This window comes from Neglectibacter timonensis (genome assembly GCF_900048895.1).
Taxonomy (GTDB): Bacteria; Bacillota; Clostridia; order Oscillospirales; family Acutalibacteraceae; genus Acutalibacter; species Acutalibacter timonensis.
Map to the genome: position 1 here is coordinate 1,451,054 of NZ_LT160640.1, position 15,883 is coordinate 1,466,936.

Sequence of the window (15,883 nt, forward strand, 5' to 3'; positions counted from 1 at the left end):
GTATAATTTTATAAAATATATATCGTTTTACCTATGATTGAAAGAAGTGGTTTTATGACTTTGCGGCATATGAAAATTTTTGTTGCTGTCTGCCGCACCGGCAGCATCACAGCTGCGGGAAAGCGGCTGTTTCTCTCCCAACCCTCGGTGAGCCAGGCCATCTCCGAGCTGGAACAGAACTACGGCGTCAAGCTGTTTGACCGCATCTCCCGGCGCCTGCACATCACAGAGGCGGGCACCCAGCTGCTCCAGTACGCAGAACACATCGTACAGCTTTTTGACGAGATGGAGCAGGGAATCAAGAACTGGGATTCCGTGGGAAAGCTGCGGATAGGAGCCAGCATCACCGTGGGAAGCTGCTATCTGCCTGATATTGTAAAACAGCTGATGCGAAAATATCCTGAACTCCAGATCAGCGCCACTGTGGACAATTCCGACGCCATTGAAAAAGCGGTGACGGAAAACGGGCTGGACGTCGCTGTCATCGAAGGGGCGGTACACAATCCCTATCTGCTCCAAAAACCACTGCTGGACGACAGGCTCACCTTTCTCTGCTCCGTCAGCCATCCATTGGCAGGCAGGCAGAACGTGCCCGTCTCCCGGCTTCAAAAAGAAGTTTTTCTTCTGCGGGAAAAAGGCAGCGCCAGCCGGGAACGCTTCGACGAGCTGGCCCTGGCAAACGGCCTTGAAGCCGCTCCGGCCTGGCAAAGCGTAAGCAACCATGCCATTCTCCGGGCCGTACAGGCCGGCCTGGGGATTTCCATCCTCCCCTATCTGCTGGCGGAAGAATATGTACAGAGGGAGGAAATCGCCCTGTTCACGGTACAGGGAATCACCCTGCAGCGGAAGATCACCGCAATCTGGCACAAGAACAAATATCTGACCCAAAGCGCCCGGGATTTTTTAGCGCTTTGGAACACAGCGGCATACACTCCCGCTGCACCCGGGGATCCCTGCCGACTGCCATACGAAAGAGAGAAGGAAACGGTTCCAAACCATTCTTCTGCAGAATGAATCCTCCGGACTCTTCTGGAAAAGAGCATCGCCAAACCCCTCTGCCCCATTGACAGATAAATCCTTCCCCCGTGTCTTTTCCCGGCGGGAAAAGACCGCGCTCCTTCGGACGGCGGCTTCCAAGGCATACTACAGCCTGAACTGATATACGGTAATGGAAGCTTTCGGCAGTACCGTACGCCATCCCTCTTCGCAGGCTGCCGGAGACGGCGCTTCCTGAATGGAGACTGCATCCGGCTGCTCCGGCGTATTGTGGGCCGTGGGATCCATTCCTCCCAGCTGCTGCCCGGAACAATATTCCGCTTTGCTGTCAAAACAGAGCAGCACCTCCCGCTCTTCCCTGTAGGAAGGATTGACCAGGTTCACAGTGACCTTTCCAGCCTTGCAGGATGCAAAAGCAAAAACGCTTTCCACCTTTCCCTTTTCCCCGCGGAAAAGGGTTTCCGAAGTGACGTTCAGCTTCACCGCTTTGGCGTTGCGGTGTTCCTTATACATTTGAAACACATAGTAATTGGGGGTTTTAACGGTTTTATCCCCGAACGTCAGCAATACCGAATTGAGCACGTTTACCGCCTGCGCCGCACAGGCCATGCTCACCTTACCGCAGTTGCGGTGGAAAATGTCCAGCGTCAGGGCCGAAGTGACCGCATCCCGCATGGTACACTGCTGCCAGAGTGCTGAAGGCGCGTCCTCAGGCGGGCGGTGCCAGTTGCCCCACTCTCCCACCACCAGCCTGCAGTTATCCCCGGAGACCTGCCACCCTTCCGGCCGCCTGATTTTGGAGACGCCTTCCTGCAGAAGGCAGTACTGCTCTTCTATCACATCCTCCAGCTCCAAACAGCCGCTGATAACCCGGTACCAGGCTTCCTCAGAAAACGCTGTAATTCTGTCTTCTGGATCCTGGATATTCCAATTGTAGAAGTGCAGGTCATAACCGTACAGCGGAGGCTGGCGGTACTGGGAAAAAGCTTCAAAGAAATCCTTTGTCCAGGCTACCCTCTCCTGCGGCTTATTTCCGTCAGGTCCCACGGCAATCAGCTTCATTCCAGAGGAAAAAGGCTTCTCCGGCGTGCCGAAGGAGGGAAACGCCGAAGCGTACTTTCGGTATTCCTCCGCGTAGCCTTGAGCGGTATAGCAGCCTCCCCCTCCCCAGCTCTCATTGCCAATTCCCCAATATTCTACGCCGAAAGGCTCAGCGCTTCCGTTTTCGGCGCGCTCCTCTGCAAGGGCGGTGCCTTTTCCCCTGTTGCAGTACTCCGCCCATTCCCTCAGCTCCCCCACTGAGCCGGAGAGGACATTGCCGTTGAACCACGGCTTTGCCCCGATCAGCCTGCAGAACTCCATGAACTCATGGGTGCCGAATTGATTGTATTCCAGACTTCTGGTGCCAAAATTGTTGTTATAGGTGACAGGACGTTTTGCTCTCTCTCCAATCCCGTCCCGCCAATGATAGGTATCGGCAAAACATCCTCCCGGCCAGCGCACGACCGGCGGCTGCAGTTCCCGAAGAGCTTCCACCGTATCCCTTCGCAGCCCATGGATATTGGGTATTTCCGAATCCTCCCCCACCCAGATTCCCTCCGCAATGCAGGCGCCCAGAAATTCGATAAATTGGCTGTGAAGCCGTTCGTCTACCACCGGACCGCTTTCCCCGGTGATCAGTTCAATTTTATCCAAGTAAATGCCCTCCCTTTCCGGAAAACGCCCTGTTTCCCGGCCTGTATGTTCTGACTTTATTTTACTCCAGGCGGAGGGCGCGTGCAAGGCAAGATTTTCCACCGCCCCCTGCCTGTTTCCATTCCCAAATCCCAGCGAAAAGCAAGAAATAAATTATAAAAAGAATTATTCTTAACTTGCATTTTCGAATAGGAAGTGGTATTATTTTCTTGTATCCTAACGCTGAAAACAGGATTTGAGGCGAAAGGTTCAGTGAAAAAAGAATTGCCCTCTGGTGGGATTTTATTTTGCTGCGCCTGGAACCGGGCGCAGTTTTTTTATGCTCCGGAAGCCTGCTGCGGAGGATACCCATATAGGGAGGGAGAGATACAGATGGAAACCCGAATCGCCGTGATCGGCATTGTGGTGGAGCTGGAAAGCTCTGTGGAAGCGCTCAACGAAATCCTCCATGAGTACCGGGAGTATATCATCGGCCGCATGGGGATCCCCTACCGGCAGAAAAAGCTGAGCATCATCAGCATCGCGGTAGACGCCCCCCAGGATGTGATTTCAGCCCTTTCCGGCAAGGTGGGAAAGCTGCCCGGCATCAGTTCTAAAACAGCCTATTCAGGAGTGAAAAGCTGAAACACAGCCACGCCCGCCAGTCTGAACAAGGGAGAGAACACAGTTATGAACCATATTCTGGAGCTGGCGGAAAGGCTGGCGCAGACACACGATCTTCCGGACGACGAACTGCTCGTTCTGATCCGACGGCGGAATCCCGGAGCCTCCAGCTTTCTAAAGGCGGAAGCCCGCGCCCTGTGCGACCGAATCTACGGAAAAGAGATCTATCTGCGCGGGCTCATAGAATTTACCAATTTTTGCAAAAACGACTGCTACTACTGCGGCATCCGCAAAAGCAACCGGCGGGCTGAGCGCTACCGGCTCACACAGGAGGAGGTTCTCGCCTGCTGCGACATGGGCTACCCCCTGGGTTTTCGCACCTTTGTGCTGCAGGGCGGGGAGGATCCCTGGTTTACAGACGAACGGCTTTGCAAGCTGGTGGCCGCCATCAAAAAGCGGTATCCCGACTGCGCCGTCACCCTCTCTGTGGGGGAACGCAGCAGGGAAAGTTATCAAAGGCTCTTTGACGCCGGAGCCGACCGGTATCTTCTGCGGCACGAAACGGCCACGGAAAGCCATTATAAAAAACTTCATCCGCCTGAACTGAGCCTGAAAAACAGGCTTTCCTGCCTGCAGGCGCTCCGCGATATCGGTTACCAGACAGGCTGCGGCTTTATGGTGGGCTCTCCCTTTCAGACCTCCGAAGACCTGGTAAGGGATTTGCGGTTTCTGAAGGAGTTCCAGCCGCACATGGTGGGGATCGGTCCTTACCTTTCCCAGCGCGACACCCCGTTCCGGGCGGAGCCCAATGGCTCCGGGGAGCTGACGCTGTTCCTGCTCTCCGTGATCCGCCTGCTGCTGCCCGAGGTGCTTCTGCCCGCCACCACCGCGCTGGGCACCCTGCTGCCCCGGGGCCGGGAGGAGGGAATCCTCTGCGGCGCAAACGTGGTGATGCCGAACCTGTCCCCTGAGGATGCCCGGGGAAAATACCTGCTCTACGACAACAAACTCTCCTCCGGCGCCGAGGCTGCCGAAAGCGTCTTCCTGCTGCGGGAGAGTCTGGAAAACATCGGTTATCGGGCCGTAGCCGCCAAAGGCGACAGCCTGGTCTCATAAAAAACACCTGACAGGGAAGCGTTCATTTCCAACCCGGCAGGACTTTCCCTGAAGGATTGCCCCGCTGCTGAAAGATAATATCTTTCAGGAAAAAAACTGGCTGACCTGGAAGAAAGGAATGGTCAAACATGTATGATCCCAAATCATTAAAAGCAGAAGAATTCATCTCCCACGAGGAGATTCTGGACACGCTGGAGTATGCGGAGCAGAATAAAGAAAACCGAGCGCTCATAGACAGTATCCTGGACAAGGCGCGGCTGCGCAAGGGGCTGACCCACAGGGAAGCCTCCATTCTGCTGGCCTGCGAAATGCCGGACAAAATTCAGGAGCTCTACGATCTGGCCGAACAGATAAAAAAAGATTTTTACGGAAACCGCATCGTCATGTTCGCGCCGCTGTATCTTTCCAATTACTGCGTCAACGGCTGTGTATACTGCCCTTACCACCTGAAAAACAAGCATATCGCCAGAAAAAAGCTGACCCAGGAAGAAGTTGTCCGGGAGGTCACCGCCCTGCAGGATATGGGGCATAAGCGTCTGGCCATCGAAGCGGGGGAGGATCCGGTGAACAATCCCCTGGATTACATTTTGGAGTGCATCAACACGATCTACTCCATCAAGCATAAAAACGGGGCAATCCGCCGGGTAAACGTCAATATTGCCGCCACCACGGTGGAGAATTACCGCAAGCTGAAGGAAGCAGGCATCGGAACCTATATCCTGTTCCAGGAAACTTACCACAAAGAGAGCTATGAAAAGCTCCATCCCACGGGACCTAAACACAATTATGCCTACCACACTGAGGCTATGGACCGGGCCATGGACGGCGGCATCGACGACGTAGGCCTTGGCGTTCTGTTCGGCCTGGAGCTCTATAAATATGAATTCGCCGGACTGCTCATGCACGCGGAGCATCTGGAGGCGGTGCACGGCGTAGGCCCGCACACCATCAGCGTTCCCCGGGTCAAGCATGCGGACGACATCGACCCCACCGCGTTTGACAACGGCATCAGCGACGACATCTTCGCCAAAATCTGTGCCTGTATCCGTGTGGCTGTGCCCTATACCGGCATGATCATTTCCACCCGGGAAAGCAAGGCGGTGCGGGAAAAGGTGATCCGTCTGGGCGTCTCCCAAATCAGCGGCGCTTCCCGTACCAGCGTGGGCGGCTATTGCGAGCCAGAGCCGGAGGACGAAAATTCCGAGCAGTTCGACGTCAGCGACAAACGCACCCTGGATGAGGTGGTCCATTGGCTAATGGATTTGGGCTACATCCCCAGTTTCTGCACCGCCTGTTACCGGGAAGGGCGTACGGGAGACCGTTTCATGAGCCTGTGCAAGAGCGGGCAGATTCAGAACTGCTGCCATCCCAACGCCCTGATGACCCTGAAGGAATACCTGATCGACTATGCTTCCCCGGAGACCCGGGAAATCGGTGAAGCCCTGATCAAACGGGAGCTGGAGAACATCCCCAAGGAAAAGGTAAAGCAGATCGCCGCAGATAATCTGGAGAAAATCGAAGCCGGCATCCGGGACTTCCGGTTTTAACTGAAAGAGGGCAGGGTATTTCGGAACCCTGTCCTGCTGGGAAAGGAGAATCGTATGGGACTCAACGACACACCCTCCGGAGAACGAATTCACATCGGCTTTTTCGGCCGCAGAAACGCTGGAAAATCCAGTGTGGTCAACGCCGTCACTGGGCAGGAGCTCTCTGTGGTTTCCGAAGTCAAGGGCACAACCACAGACCCGGTCTACAAATCCATGGAGCTGCTTCCCCTGGGGCCGGTAGTGATCATCGACACCCCCGGCTTCGACGACGAGGGCGCGCTGGGGGAGCTGCGCGTCAAGAAGACAAAGCAGGTTTTAAACCGGGCCGACTGCGCCGTCCTGGTGGTGGATGCCGCAGTGGGAAAAACACCGGCGGACGAAGAACTGATCTCCCTGTTCCAGGAAAAGGAAATCCCCTACCTGGTGGCCTATAACAAAAGCGATTTAGGGCCGGTACACTCTGCCGCCGGACAGGAAATCTCCATCAGCGCGCTGAAAAGGCAGAATATCACGGAGCTGAAGGAACGGATCGCACAGCTTGTAAAGGCAGAAAGCTTTCCAAGAAAACTGGTCAGTGATCTCCTCTCACCGGGCGACCTGGCGGTGCTGGTGACGCCTATTGACAGCGCAGCCCCAAAGGGCAGGCTGATTCTGCCCCAGCAGCAGGCCATACGGGATATTCTGGATGCTGACGCCTGTGCAGTAGTTGTAAAGGAAAACAGCTTGAAGGACGCCCTGAAAAAGCTGCAGACCCGCCCCGCCCTGGTCATCACCGACAGCCAGGCCTTTTCCCAGGCTGACCGGGATACCCCTCCGAATATCCCCCTCACCTCTTTTTCCATCCTGATGGCCCGGTACAAGGGTTTTCTGGAGGATGCGGTCAAAGGGGTGGCGGCTATCGAACGACTGCAGGACGGCGACCGGGTGCTGATCTCCGAGGGCTGCACCCACCACCGGCAATGTGAGGATATCGGCACAGTCAAGCTGCCCCGCTGGCTGACGGAGTACACCCGGAAAAAGCTGAATTTGGAGCACTCCGCCGGAAGGGAATTCCCGGAAGACCTTTCCCCCTACCGCCTTATCATCCACTGCGGCGGCTGCATGCTCAATGAGCGGGAAATGCAGTACCGCAGAAAGACTGCCGCCGACGCCGGGATCCCCTTTACCAACTACGGCATCACCATCGCCCATCTGAAAGGGATTCTAAAACGCAGTTTAGAGCTGTTTCCCCAACTGCATCAATTGATTTCCTCTTGAAAAGTTATTGACATATGCCATAAACCGCAGTATGATAGGTTCAGATTACCGGCATATGCCAAAAACTCTGTTTCATCAGGCAGCCGTCAGAGAGGAGATCCCCATGCCCAGACCCTGCAAGCGAAGAAGAATCTGTTCTCTCCCCGGCTGCCGGCGCTTCGGCGATCTGGACCGGAAAACAGCTTCCGTCCAAATCGTTATGACGCTGGATGAGTTTGAAGCTGTCCGCCTCATTGATCTGGAGGGGCTGAGCCAGCAGGAATGCGCCCAGCAGATGGAGGTTGCCCGAGCCACTGTGCAGTCCATCTATGCCGCGGCACGCAAAAAGCTTGCGCAGTGCCTGGTGCAGGGCTGTGAGCTTGCCATTGAAGGCGGCGATTATGTGCTCTGTGACGGAGACTTCAATCGCTGTGCCTGCGGGCACGGGCGCTGCCGTCATGAAAAAAGGCAGATACTGGTAAAGGAAAAACAGGACGTGGGAGCATCCTGCGGCGCAGAGTCTCCTGCAGGAGCACCCATCCCAACCGGAGAAAGGGAGAAAATAAGCTCTATGAGAATTGCAGTAACCTATGAGGATGGACAGATTTTTCAGCATTTCGGCCACACGGAACAGTTTCAGATTTACGAAGTGGAAAACGGAACCGTAAAAGAAGCGCAGACGGTGTCTGCTGCAGGCAGCGGTCATGGCGCACTGGCTGGTTTTCTGAAACAGCACGGCGTGGAAATCCTGATCTGCGGCGGGATCGGCGGCGGTGCCAGGACGGCGCTCAGCCAGGCGGGCATTCAGCTGTTCGGCGGCGTCAGCGGCAGCGCTGATCAGGCTGTGGCTGATTTCCTGGCGGGCACCCTCAGCTTCCAGCCCGACGTCACGTGCCGCCATCACGAGGAACAGCACGGCAGCTGCGGCTCTTCCGGGTGTGGAAACCATGGACATGACTGCGGCGGCAGCTGTCATGGTCATTGATTCGCTTATCATTCACCAGCATCATACGGCGGGCGGCGCGGCGGAGGCATTTTCTCCTGCCGCGCCGCTTTTGTCAGGACGAAGGCGGCGCAAGCTGCCCTCTGGAAAAATTTTTCTGTCCATGTGTACTTTTTCATTTCCATGCGCTACAATGGCATCAGATGGTTTTTTCATGAGTACAGACAATTAAGAAAGGCGGCGGAAAACGTATGAAGCAAAGCAAAACCCTTTTTCTGGCCGTGCTGGCTTTCCTTCTGGCTTTCGCATGCTGTGTCCCGGCCATTTTAAAAACAGCGCCGCTGCCTGTTCCGGAGAAGGAAAGCCTGATAAGCCAGTGGATGCCGGCAGGGTGGCATGAAGCTTATGAAGCGCTGACTCAGGCCGAAAAGGCAGAGACAGACCTGTGGCTCAGCTGGTTTGCAGGCAAAACCGACGAAGATAAACAGAAGATCCTCTACCGCCCCTATGCTTTTGGAACCTGTCAGGAAACTTCCATAGGTTCCCTAAAAGAGGAACTGGGACCTGAAATCGTGTCGCTTCTTGCAGAAAACAACCCCGATCCTGACAGCTGGTGGGTATGGTATGCCTCCCTTCCAGAAAAGGACAGTAAAATATCCCAGGAATTCGTGGAAAATTGGTTGATTCAATTTACAAGAATGCCTGAAGAACAGCAGATGTTCAGCAATTACAGGTTGGATCAATGGCAGCCAAATACTCTGGAACCCGCCGTTGGAAAGCTGGACGGCAAAATGAAGGAATTGGATCCTGCAGTTTTGCAAACCGTGAAAGAGCATGTGGGAAATCCCGACCTCTGGTGGAGTTACTACTTCCTGCAAGCCGACAGAAATCCAGAGCTGGCCTCGCGGGATATGAACTGGCTAGTCTGGTTTACGAATCTAAGTGCTGACGACCAGGCCATGGCAGACCAAAAAACCCATTTGTTCTTTTCCTCACAAGAAACGCCGGGACAACTGGGATAAGGAAAATTACGATTTTATCATGACACCATGCGGGGCAAAGTGCCCATAACCAGGCTTTGAAAATGTGGCAGCCCCTATGGAACAAGGAAGCTCCTGCCGGGATTTACACCGGCAGGAGCTTTTCTTTCTAAGCGTCTGTTCCCGTTACCAGGCCAGCTCCCGGAACAGGCTGTCCCTGCGCACCAGGCGGTTCTCATCGGAATGGATGTAATCGTCTTCGGGGAGATTGGACAGGTCGCGCTGGATATAGGTCTTGGCATCCATACCTGTCTTCGGCCCATCCGTGACAAAATTCCGGAAGGTAAATCCCTCAGGCCGCAATGCATTAAAGGCGATTTTTTCCATCATGTTCAGCGCCGCCATAGCCATGTGGTAGCCATATTCTCCGGTATCCTCACAAAACCCAATCCCTGCGCAGGACTCGGAAAGCACCGCGATCCGTTTGGTCTCCCCGGCCCGCAGCAGCGGCAGGAAGGCTTCCAAAATCCGCCGCATCCCATCCGCCCCACGGTAGATGACATCCGCCACGGCGTCATAGTCGTGCGCGCCCAGGCCGCCGTCATTTTCCGCATGGAGACCGGCTTTCAGCACCAGAATATCCAGCTTTCCCTCCCGGCTGCTCACCAGTTCCACTGCACGGTTCAGGCTGCCGGCATCCATAGGGTCAAGAACCAGCTGCACAATAGTTTCCAGGCCGTCGCAGGGCAGGGCAGCCCCGTCGGTATAAGCGCCGTACACGTGGCAGCCGTCTGCTGCAAACTGCAGGGCTGTCTCTTTCGCATCCTCATTCTGAAGAGACGATATAAAAACAACTTGATTCATAGGTTGGCTATCTTCCTTTCTTTGGGCTGTATCCTCATTTCAGCATAACAGGTACTGCATTTCCAGAACACGTCTAAAACGGCCATGACTGGTTTTCCACATCCGTCAGTACCAGGGCATCCTCCCAGGCGCGGTCTTCGGTAAACTGCTGAAACGCCGTACGTGCGGCGTCCTCCGGCTCATATTTCCCCGACGTGCCCTTCTGGTCTCCGCCCATATAGGAATTGACCCATCCGGGATGATACAGGCGGAAAGTGTAGCCCTGAGGCCGCAGTTCGTTGAACATAAGCTTCACCGCCATATTGAGGGACGCCTTGGACATGCAGTAGGCATATCCATCCTTCCGGTGGGCCACGGTAATGCTGCCCGCCTCGGAAGACACGAAGCAGAGACGTTTCATTCCCTGTCGCATTACAGGCAGAAAGCTTTCCGCCACACGCAGCGCTCCCACACTGTTCACCTGTAAAATTTTCCGCAGGGCGTCGTCCCCGTCCGCCCTGGCAATTCCCGCGCAGTGGATGAGCATGTCGATGCAGTCCGTCTTCTCCTGTACCTGAAGAACAGCTTTCTGCACGGAATCCGTACTGCTCACATCCAGGGAGATCAGTTCCAACGTTTCCGGAAACTCCTCCTTCAGCTCGTCCAGCTCGTTCCAGTAATCCAAAAACCGGCCCGCAAATACCTGCCAGCCAGCCTCTGCAAAAAGCCTGCACATGGCGAACCCGACTCCGCGGTCCGCACCGGTAATCATCACTGTCTTCTTCATTCGCAGCTCTTTCCTCCCCGGCGCCGGATTTTATTTTACCGGCGCTTTTTCTGTTCATACTTTTTCAAATAAGTTTTTCGCCCCCGTTTGAGGAAGGCGTCTGCCCTATCCCATAGCGGCAAGGCAGAGCATTCTTCCGCCAGGTACGGACGTTCCCCGCGATCAGGGCAGAAAGCGGAAAAACATACCCGCACAGCCATGGCTGCAGTAATGTTCCTCCGCAGCCATCAACTCTGCTCTTGTGACCCGTTCAGAAAGAATATCCTCACACAGCGCTTTCATATCCAGCACTACTTCCGCACGGATGGGATTGAAGTAATGGGAACAGCCGGAAAAATGATCCGGCTGATGCCGCTCATCGCAACCGTTTTCCTGTACGGCATGGCCGCCCAGCCAGGCGTAATCCCTCACGCGGGGAAGATGCTTTTTAAATTTCTCCAGGCCCTCCCGATAAGCGGAAACAGTCTGCTCCAGTTCCTCTTCCCGGCAGATCATCAGGGCGATATAACCGGAACCCACCGCGTCCCCGGTATACAGAGCCCGATGCGCATCGTCAATAAAAACCACGGAATCCGGCGTGTGGCCGCTCAGCTCCGCCACCTCCAGCACGACGCCTCCGCCCAACTCAATGCGGCTGCCCTCTCCAATGGGACAGAGCTCCGGCAGGCTTTGGCAGTCTGCAGAAAAAGCGTTCCGAAACTGCTGCGGCGCCTCCTGAAGCCGCGCAATATCGTTCTCATGCAGGTAGACCCTGGAAAACCGTTCCGCATGATACATGTGGTCCCCGTGGGGATGCGTGACAGCCAGTTCCACAGGCAGGCGCGTCAGGGCGGCAAGCAGGCCGGTCAGGTCTCCCTCTCCCATGCCTGTATCCACCAGCACCGCTTTTTCCGTTCCCTCCACCAGATAACAGGAGGCTGTAAAGTAGTCGTCGATCCTCCAGACACCGGGTTTCACCAGAGTGACTTGCCATTGCCGCTTTCTGTCCTGGGCAAGCATCCAGTCCTGGGTTTTCTCCGTGAGGAACGCCTGCCGCCAGGCCTCTTCCGGTTTCGTACCCGGGGCCGGTCTTCTGCACTCCACCATTTCGCTGCCGGAAATGCGAAGTCCCATCACCAGGCGCTCCGCATCCGCTTTCACCTTTCCCCCATGGACCACGGTCCCGGTTTCCTCCGGAAGATAGGCCAGCAAAGGCGTACCGCGCAGATTTCTGGCTTCATAGGGATCCCCATGGCCGCCCACCACGCAGACCGCAGAGAACCACTGCGGAAAATGAGAGGCAACCTGCCAGACGGCATCTGCACAGGAACTGCTCCCGGTCAGAGAGAGCCTTGTCCCCTCAACCTCAGAGGACTGCTTCCACTCATAGATCAGATCGCCCAACGCCTGCTCCAGGGAAGGAATAATTTCCTTTGGAAGCACCACCACAGCAACGCTGCCGTCCGATTCTTCCGAAAGAATCCGCATACAGGCTTCCGCTTCCTCACAATTACCCGCCAGACAGACCAGCAAGGGAGCCGGGACAGCCTGAGCCGATTTCCAAAGCCAGGAAATTTCCTGCTTTTCCACTGTTCTTTTCTTCCACTCCAATTGAAAACGCCCCCTTCAGAAAATTATGGCCGCACAGCGGTGCCGTCTGTGGTACGCGCCAAAAGCCAGCCCGGTTCCCGGTAGCTGCACGGATACTTCGCAGCCTTCTCTTCGTCCAGATCCACGCCCAGGCCCGGCTTTGTATTTGCATAGAGATAGCCGTTTCTGACCTCTGGACAGCCCGGGAACACCTCTTGTTCCTCTTCGGAAAAGCCGGAAAACTCCTGGATTCCGAAATTGGGGGAGGAAAGGTCCAGGTGCAGCTGCGCCGCCGCCCCAACCGGGCTGAGGTCTCCAGGGCCGTGCCAGGCGGTGCGCACGCCAAACGCTTCACACAGCGCCGCCAGCTTCCGCGCCGGGGTCAGGCCGCCGATTTGGCTGAGATGAACCCGGATGTAATCGATCAGCCTTCTGGAAATCAAATCTTTCCACTCTAGGGGATTGTTGAACAGTTCTCCCATTGCCAGCGGCACCGCAGTTTGGCTGCGGAACCGTTCAAACCATTCCACCTGCTCCGGAGGCAGGGCATCCTCCAGGAAAAACAGGCGGTAGGGTTCCAGCTGCTTCGCCAGATTCAAGGCCTGAATCGGGGTGAGGCGTTCATGCACATCATGGAGCAGTTCCACGCCATACCCCACCTTTTCCCGCAGATGGGCAAACAGCCGCACCGTGCTCTCACAATACTGCGCGGGGTCGAAATAGGCGCCCGGCTTGCTGTTTTCCGGGGACACGATCACCTGCCTGCTGCCCTTCCCCATCTGCCCGCCATAGGTTCCCATCTGGCAGCGCAGGTAGCGGTACCCTTCTTCCAGATAGCGCAGCACGTTTTCTTCCACCTCTTCCGGACTGCTTCCATCGGTATGGCGGTAAACCGCCGCCGCTTCCCTGCACTTGCCCCCGAACAGCTCGTATACCGGCATATTGGCAAGCTTCCCTTTGATATCCCACAAGGCTTCATCCACACCGGAAATGGCATTGTTCAGGACAGGGCCGTTGCGCCAATAGGAGCTGCCCATAGCGCTCTGCCAAATATCCTCGATATCGTCCACACACCTGCCCTCCAAAAGGGGTTTCAGGTATTCCTCCACCGCCGAAGCCACTGCCAAATAACGCTGGGTAAAGGTGGCGCACCCCAGGCCATAGAGTCCCGGCTCGCTGGTTTCCACCTTGACCACCACCAGGTCAATCCCACGCGGCGCGGTTAAAATAGTTTTGATTTTACGAATCGTAATTGCCGACATCTCAATACACTCCTCTTCTCCTAATTGTCCGTCTCCAAAACTTCTTTTGCAAAGGCCGATTCCGTTCTTCCCCAGCCCTCCGGTGCGGCAGTCTCTTCTAAATGCTCCGGCATACCGGGCAGGATGAGGCCTCCGTCCACCCGCAGTGTGATGCCGGTGATATAACCTGCCCGCTCCGAAGCCAGAAAGGCCACCGCTTCTCCGATATCCTCCGGCACACCGGCCCGTTCCAGGGGAATTCTTGCGCCCAGCTCTTCCCAGAAATCCATGCCGTCTCCCTGCTGAAGCTCCCCTTTCTCCCTTACCCGGGTTGCTCCCGGCGCCACATTATTGACGCGGATACCGTAGGGAGCCAGATCCAGCGCAATGGACTGGATGGCCCGGTTGAGGCCCGCCTTGAGGCCGCCGTAAAGGAAATCACCCGGATAGGCTCGTTCCCCGCGGGAGGAAGTGATATTGATCAGGCTGCCCCGCACCCTGTGCTCCACCATGTGGCGTGCGGCCGCCTGCATCATCAGGATATAGTTTTTGAAATCCAGTTCCACCAGCAGGTGAAAGGTTTCCGGGGTGAGGTCCAAAAGATTTTCAAAACGCGTCACTCCGGCATTGTTGACCAACAGATCCACGCCGCCCAGTGCTTCCGCGCAGCGCTCAAAGAGCTTGACGCCCTCCCCGGGCTGCTCCAGCGACGCCTGAAAATAGTGGCAGCGCACCCCATAGCGTTCCTCCGCCTCTTTTGCCAGAGAAACGGCGCTCTCTTCCTGTGTGGCATAGGAAACCGCCAAATCATAACCCTCCCGGGCAAGGCACAGGGCAATGCCCCGCCCGATCCCCCGGCTGGCTCCCGTCACGATCGCTTTCTTTCTCTCCAATGCAACTCCTCCTTCCGCCCCGTTCCAAACCGGGACGAAGATTCTCTGAATTTGAACAGCAATGTCTGTTCACAACATAATCCGTTCCGGAGCCGTACTCTGCCAAAGGCTTACGCGCCGGCTGAAGGCTCCCATTTCACACAGCAGACCTGGGGCAGGGAAAGCTCAGCCACCAGCCGGTCTACAGCTCCCGAAGCAGCGTTCCGAGAGCACAGCGCCAGACTGCCGGAATCCTGGTTGGCAATAGCCAGGAACCTCCCGTCCGGACTCAAATCAAAGCTTCTCGGCCCCCTGCCGAAGCTGGGCCAGTTTCCTGCGGGTTCCAGCTCTCCGCCGTCTCCTTTCACCTGGAATCCGAAAATGCGGTCCGACCCCCGGACCGAGGCATACAGAAAATCCCCCGTCCCGGTCAGGTGTACATCCGCCGCCAACGCCTCAGGCGGACAGTTCCCTCCCCGCAGGGAATACTCTCCCGCCGGACGCAGCACAGACTCATGGGGCTCGTAGGAGTATACCAGCAGGGAATTTTCCAGCTCCGCCACCAGATACAGCCAGCGCCCGTTGGGATGGAACGCAAAATGCCTCGGCCCCCGCCCGGGAGGAACCTGTATCCAGGGCTGGGCCTCATGGGGAAAAAGCTCCCCTCCCGACGCAATATCATATTGGTACAGCCGGTCTGTCCCCAAATCCGCCACAAACAGGTGCTGCCCATCCGGCGACGGCTGGGCGGAATGCGCATGAGGCCCTTCCTGACGCTGTGCGTTGGGGCCCTGCCCTTCATGCTGCCGGAAGCTGCACAATTCGCCGTTTTCCCAGCGTATCCCCGTGATGCTTCCGCCCGCATAGCTGGAACCATAAAGGCAGGCTCCGCACCTCGTCACATGGCACATACCGGAGCCCGGCGTCTCATAGCGCGCCTGCAGCGCCAGGCCCTTCTCCGTTTCAAATACGGCCATCGCCGCCCCGTTTTCCGTCTCCTCCACTGCAAACAGCCGGTCCCCGTCCGGCTGTATATAGGAGGGATTGACCAGCTCCGCACACACATCCCTGCAGCGGAGCTGCTCTCCATCGAACTCCAAGGCATAGATCCCATCACCGGGCTTTCCGCCGGTATAGGAAGAAGCAAACAACCGGTATTTCATCTTATCCTTCCTTTCTCCTCCGCTTTCTGATAACAGACAGCTCCCACAGCCTGTTCCCGCCCCTATCATAGCACAGAACAAGCGGGAAGGAAATCGGTAAAATAGTTGTTTTTTCTGGAATATAAAAGGGCCCTCCGGCATTTTTCCTTGCCGGAGGGTTTCCGTCTTTGAGCGCCTTATTTTTTTCCATGGGAGCCCCAGCGCATGCATTTACTTTCTTCAGGAACGGACGCCGCATCTCTGGACGAGGCAGGGCAACTGTCCTGCTGCAACCCTGCCCTTCCTCTACAGT

The 15,883-nt window shown here is 56.2% G+C and carries 14 protein-coding genes; 7 read left to right on the forward strand and 7 right to left on the reverse strand.

Translation table 11 applies throughout. The features are described from left to right. Positions 1 to 54 precede the first annotated feature (54 nt). The gene (locus tag BN3911_RS15740) at positions 55 to 1,014 is read left to right on the forward strand and encodes a LysR family transcriptional regulator (RefSeq protein WP_066867270.1); all 960 of its coding nucleotides are present in this window, start codon (positions 55 to 57) and stop codon (positions 1,012 to 1,014) included. 129 nt (positions 1,015 to 1,143) lie between these two features. Here the strand turns inward: BN3911_RS15740 and BN3911_RS15745 are convergent, their stop codons facing one another. Further along, positions 1,144 to 2,691, reverse strand: coding sequence for an alpha-N-arabinofuranosidase (locus tag BN3911_RS15745; protein ID WP_147578635.1), 1,548 nt, complete (start codon positions 2,689 to 2,691; stop codon positions 1,144 to 1,146). A 372-nt stretch (positions 2,692 to 3,063) separates the two neighbouring features. Here BN3911_RS15745 and BN3911_RS15750 point away from each other — a divergent pair, with 372 nt between their 5' ends. The 6 genes from BN3911_RS15750 to BN3911_RS15775 all read left to right on the forward strand — a co-directional run bounded on the left by BN3911_RS15750 (position 3,064) and on the right by BN3911_RS15775 (position 9,158). Then, entirely contained in the window at positions 3,064 to 3,315 is a 252-nt protein-coding gene (locus tag BN3911_RS15750; RefSeq protein ID WP_066868090.1) for a TM1266 family iron-only hydrogenase system putative regulator, read from the forward strand. Between the two features lie 54 nt (positions 3,316 to 3,369). Beyond that, positions 3,370 to 4,410, forward strand: coding sequence for a [FeFe] hydrogenase H-cluster radical SAM maturase HydE (gene hydE, locus BN3911_RS15755; RefSeq protein WP_462392351.1), 1,041 nt, complete (start codon positions 3,370 to 3,372; stop codon positions 4,408 to 4,410). A 128-nt stretch (positions 4,411 to 4,538) separates the two neighbouring features. Next, positions 4,539 to 5,957 (forward strand): [FeFe] hydrogenase H-cluster radical SAM maturase HydG, encoded by a 1,419-nt coding sequence (hydG, locus tag BN3911_RS15760; RefSeq protein ID WP_066867276.1) that lies wholly within the window; start codon positions 4,539 to 4,541, stop codon positions 5,955 to 5,957. A 54-nt stretch (positions 5,958 to 6,011) separates the two neighbouring features. Then, positions 6,012 to 7,214 carry a [FeFe] hydrogenase H-cluster maturation GTPase HydF gene (gene hydF / locus BN3911_RS15765; RefSeq protein WP_066867278.1) on the forward strand — a complete coding sequence of 401 codons (1,203 nt, stop codon included), beginning with the start codon at positions 6,012 to 6,014 and terminating at the stop codon, positions 7,212 to 7,214. Positions 7,215 to 7,317: 103 nt separating this feature from the next. Continuing rightward, positions 7,318 to 8,178, forward strand: a complete 861-nt coding sequence (locus BN3911_RS15770; protein WP_066868093.1) for a NifB/NifX family molybdenum-iron cluster-binding protein — start codon at positions 7,318 to 7,320, stop codon at positions 8,176 to 8,178. A 209-nt stretch (positions 8,179 to 8,387) separates the two neighbouring features. Next, positions 8,388 to 9,158: a hypothetical protein gene (locus tag BN3911_RS15775; protein ID WP_066867281.1), complete on the forward strand. Its 771-nt coding sequence runs from the start codon at positions 8,388 to 8,390 to the stop codon at positions 9,156 to 9,158. Positions 9,159 to 9,302: 144 nt separating this feature from the next. Here BN3911_RS15775 and BN3911_RS15780 read toward each other — a convergent pair whose 3' ends face one another. The 6 genes from BN3911_RS15780 to BN3911_RS15805 form a co-directional block, all read right to left on the reverse strand. After that, on the reverse strand, positions 9,303 to 9,980 hold the full coding sequence (locus BN3911_RS15780; RefSeq protein ID WP_066867283.1) for an SDR family oxidoreductase: 678 nt from the start codon (positions 9,978 to 9,980) through the stop codon (positions 9,303 to 9,305). A gap of 73 nt (positions 9,981 to 10,053) precedes the next feature. Beyond that, on the reverse strand, positions 10,054 to 10,746 hold the full coding sequence (locus tag BN3911_RS15785) for an SDR family NAD(P)-dependent oxidoreductase (RefSeq protein ID WP_066867285.1): 693 nt from the start codon (positions 10,744 to 10,746) through the stop codon (positions 10,054 to 10,056). A 162-nt stretch (positions 10,747 to 10,908) separates the two neighbouring features. Further along, entirely contained in the window at positions 10,909 to 12,336 is a 1,428-nt protein-coding gene (locus BN3911_RS15790; protein ID WP_066867287.1) for an MBL fold metallo-hydrolase, read from the reverse strand. A 23-nt stretch (positions 12,337 to 12,359) separates the two neighbouring features. After that, a complete protein-coding gene (locus BN3911_RS15795; RefSeq protein ID WP_066867289.1) occupies positions 12,360 to 13,577 on the reverse strand; it encodes an enolase C-terminal domain-like protein in 1,218 nt (405 codons plus the stop codon). 20 nt (positions 13,578 to 13,597) lie between these two features. After that, positions 13,598 to 14,449, reverse strand: a complete 852-nt coding sequence (locus tag BN3911_RS15800; protein ID WP_082942326.1) for an SDR family NAD(P)-dependent oxidoreductase — start codon at positions 14,447 to 14,449, stop codon at positions 13,598 to 13,600. A 110-nt stretch (positions 14,450 to 14,559) separates the two neighbouring features. After that, a complete protein-coding gene (locus BN3911_RS15805) occupies positions 14,560 to 15,591 on the reverse strand; it encodes a lactonase family protein (protein WP_066867293.1) in 1,032 nt (343 codons plus the stop codon). Between the last annotated feature and the right edge of the window lie 292 nt (positions 15,592 to 15,883).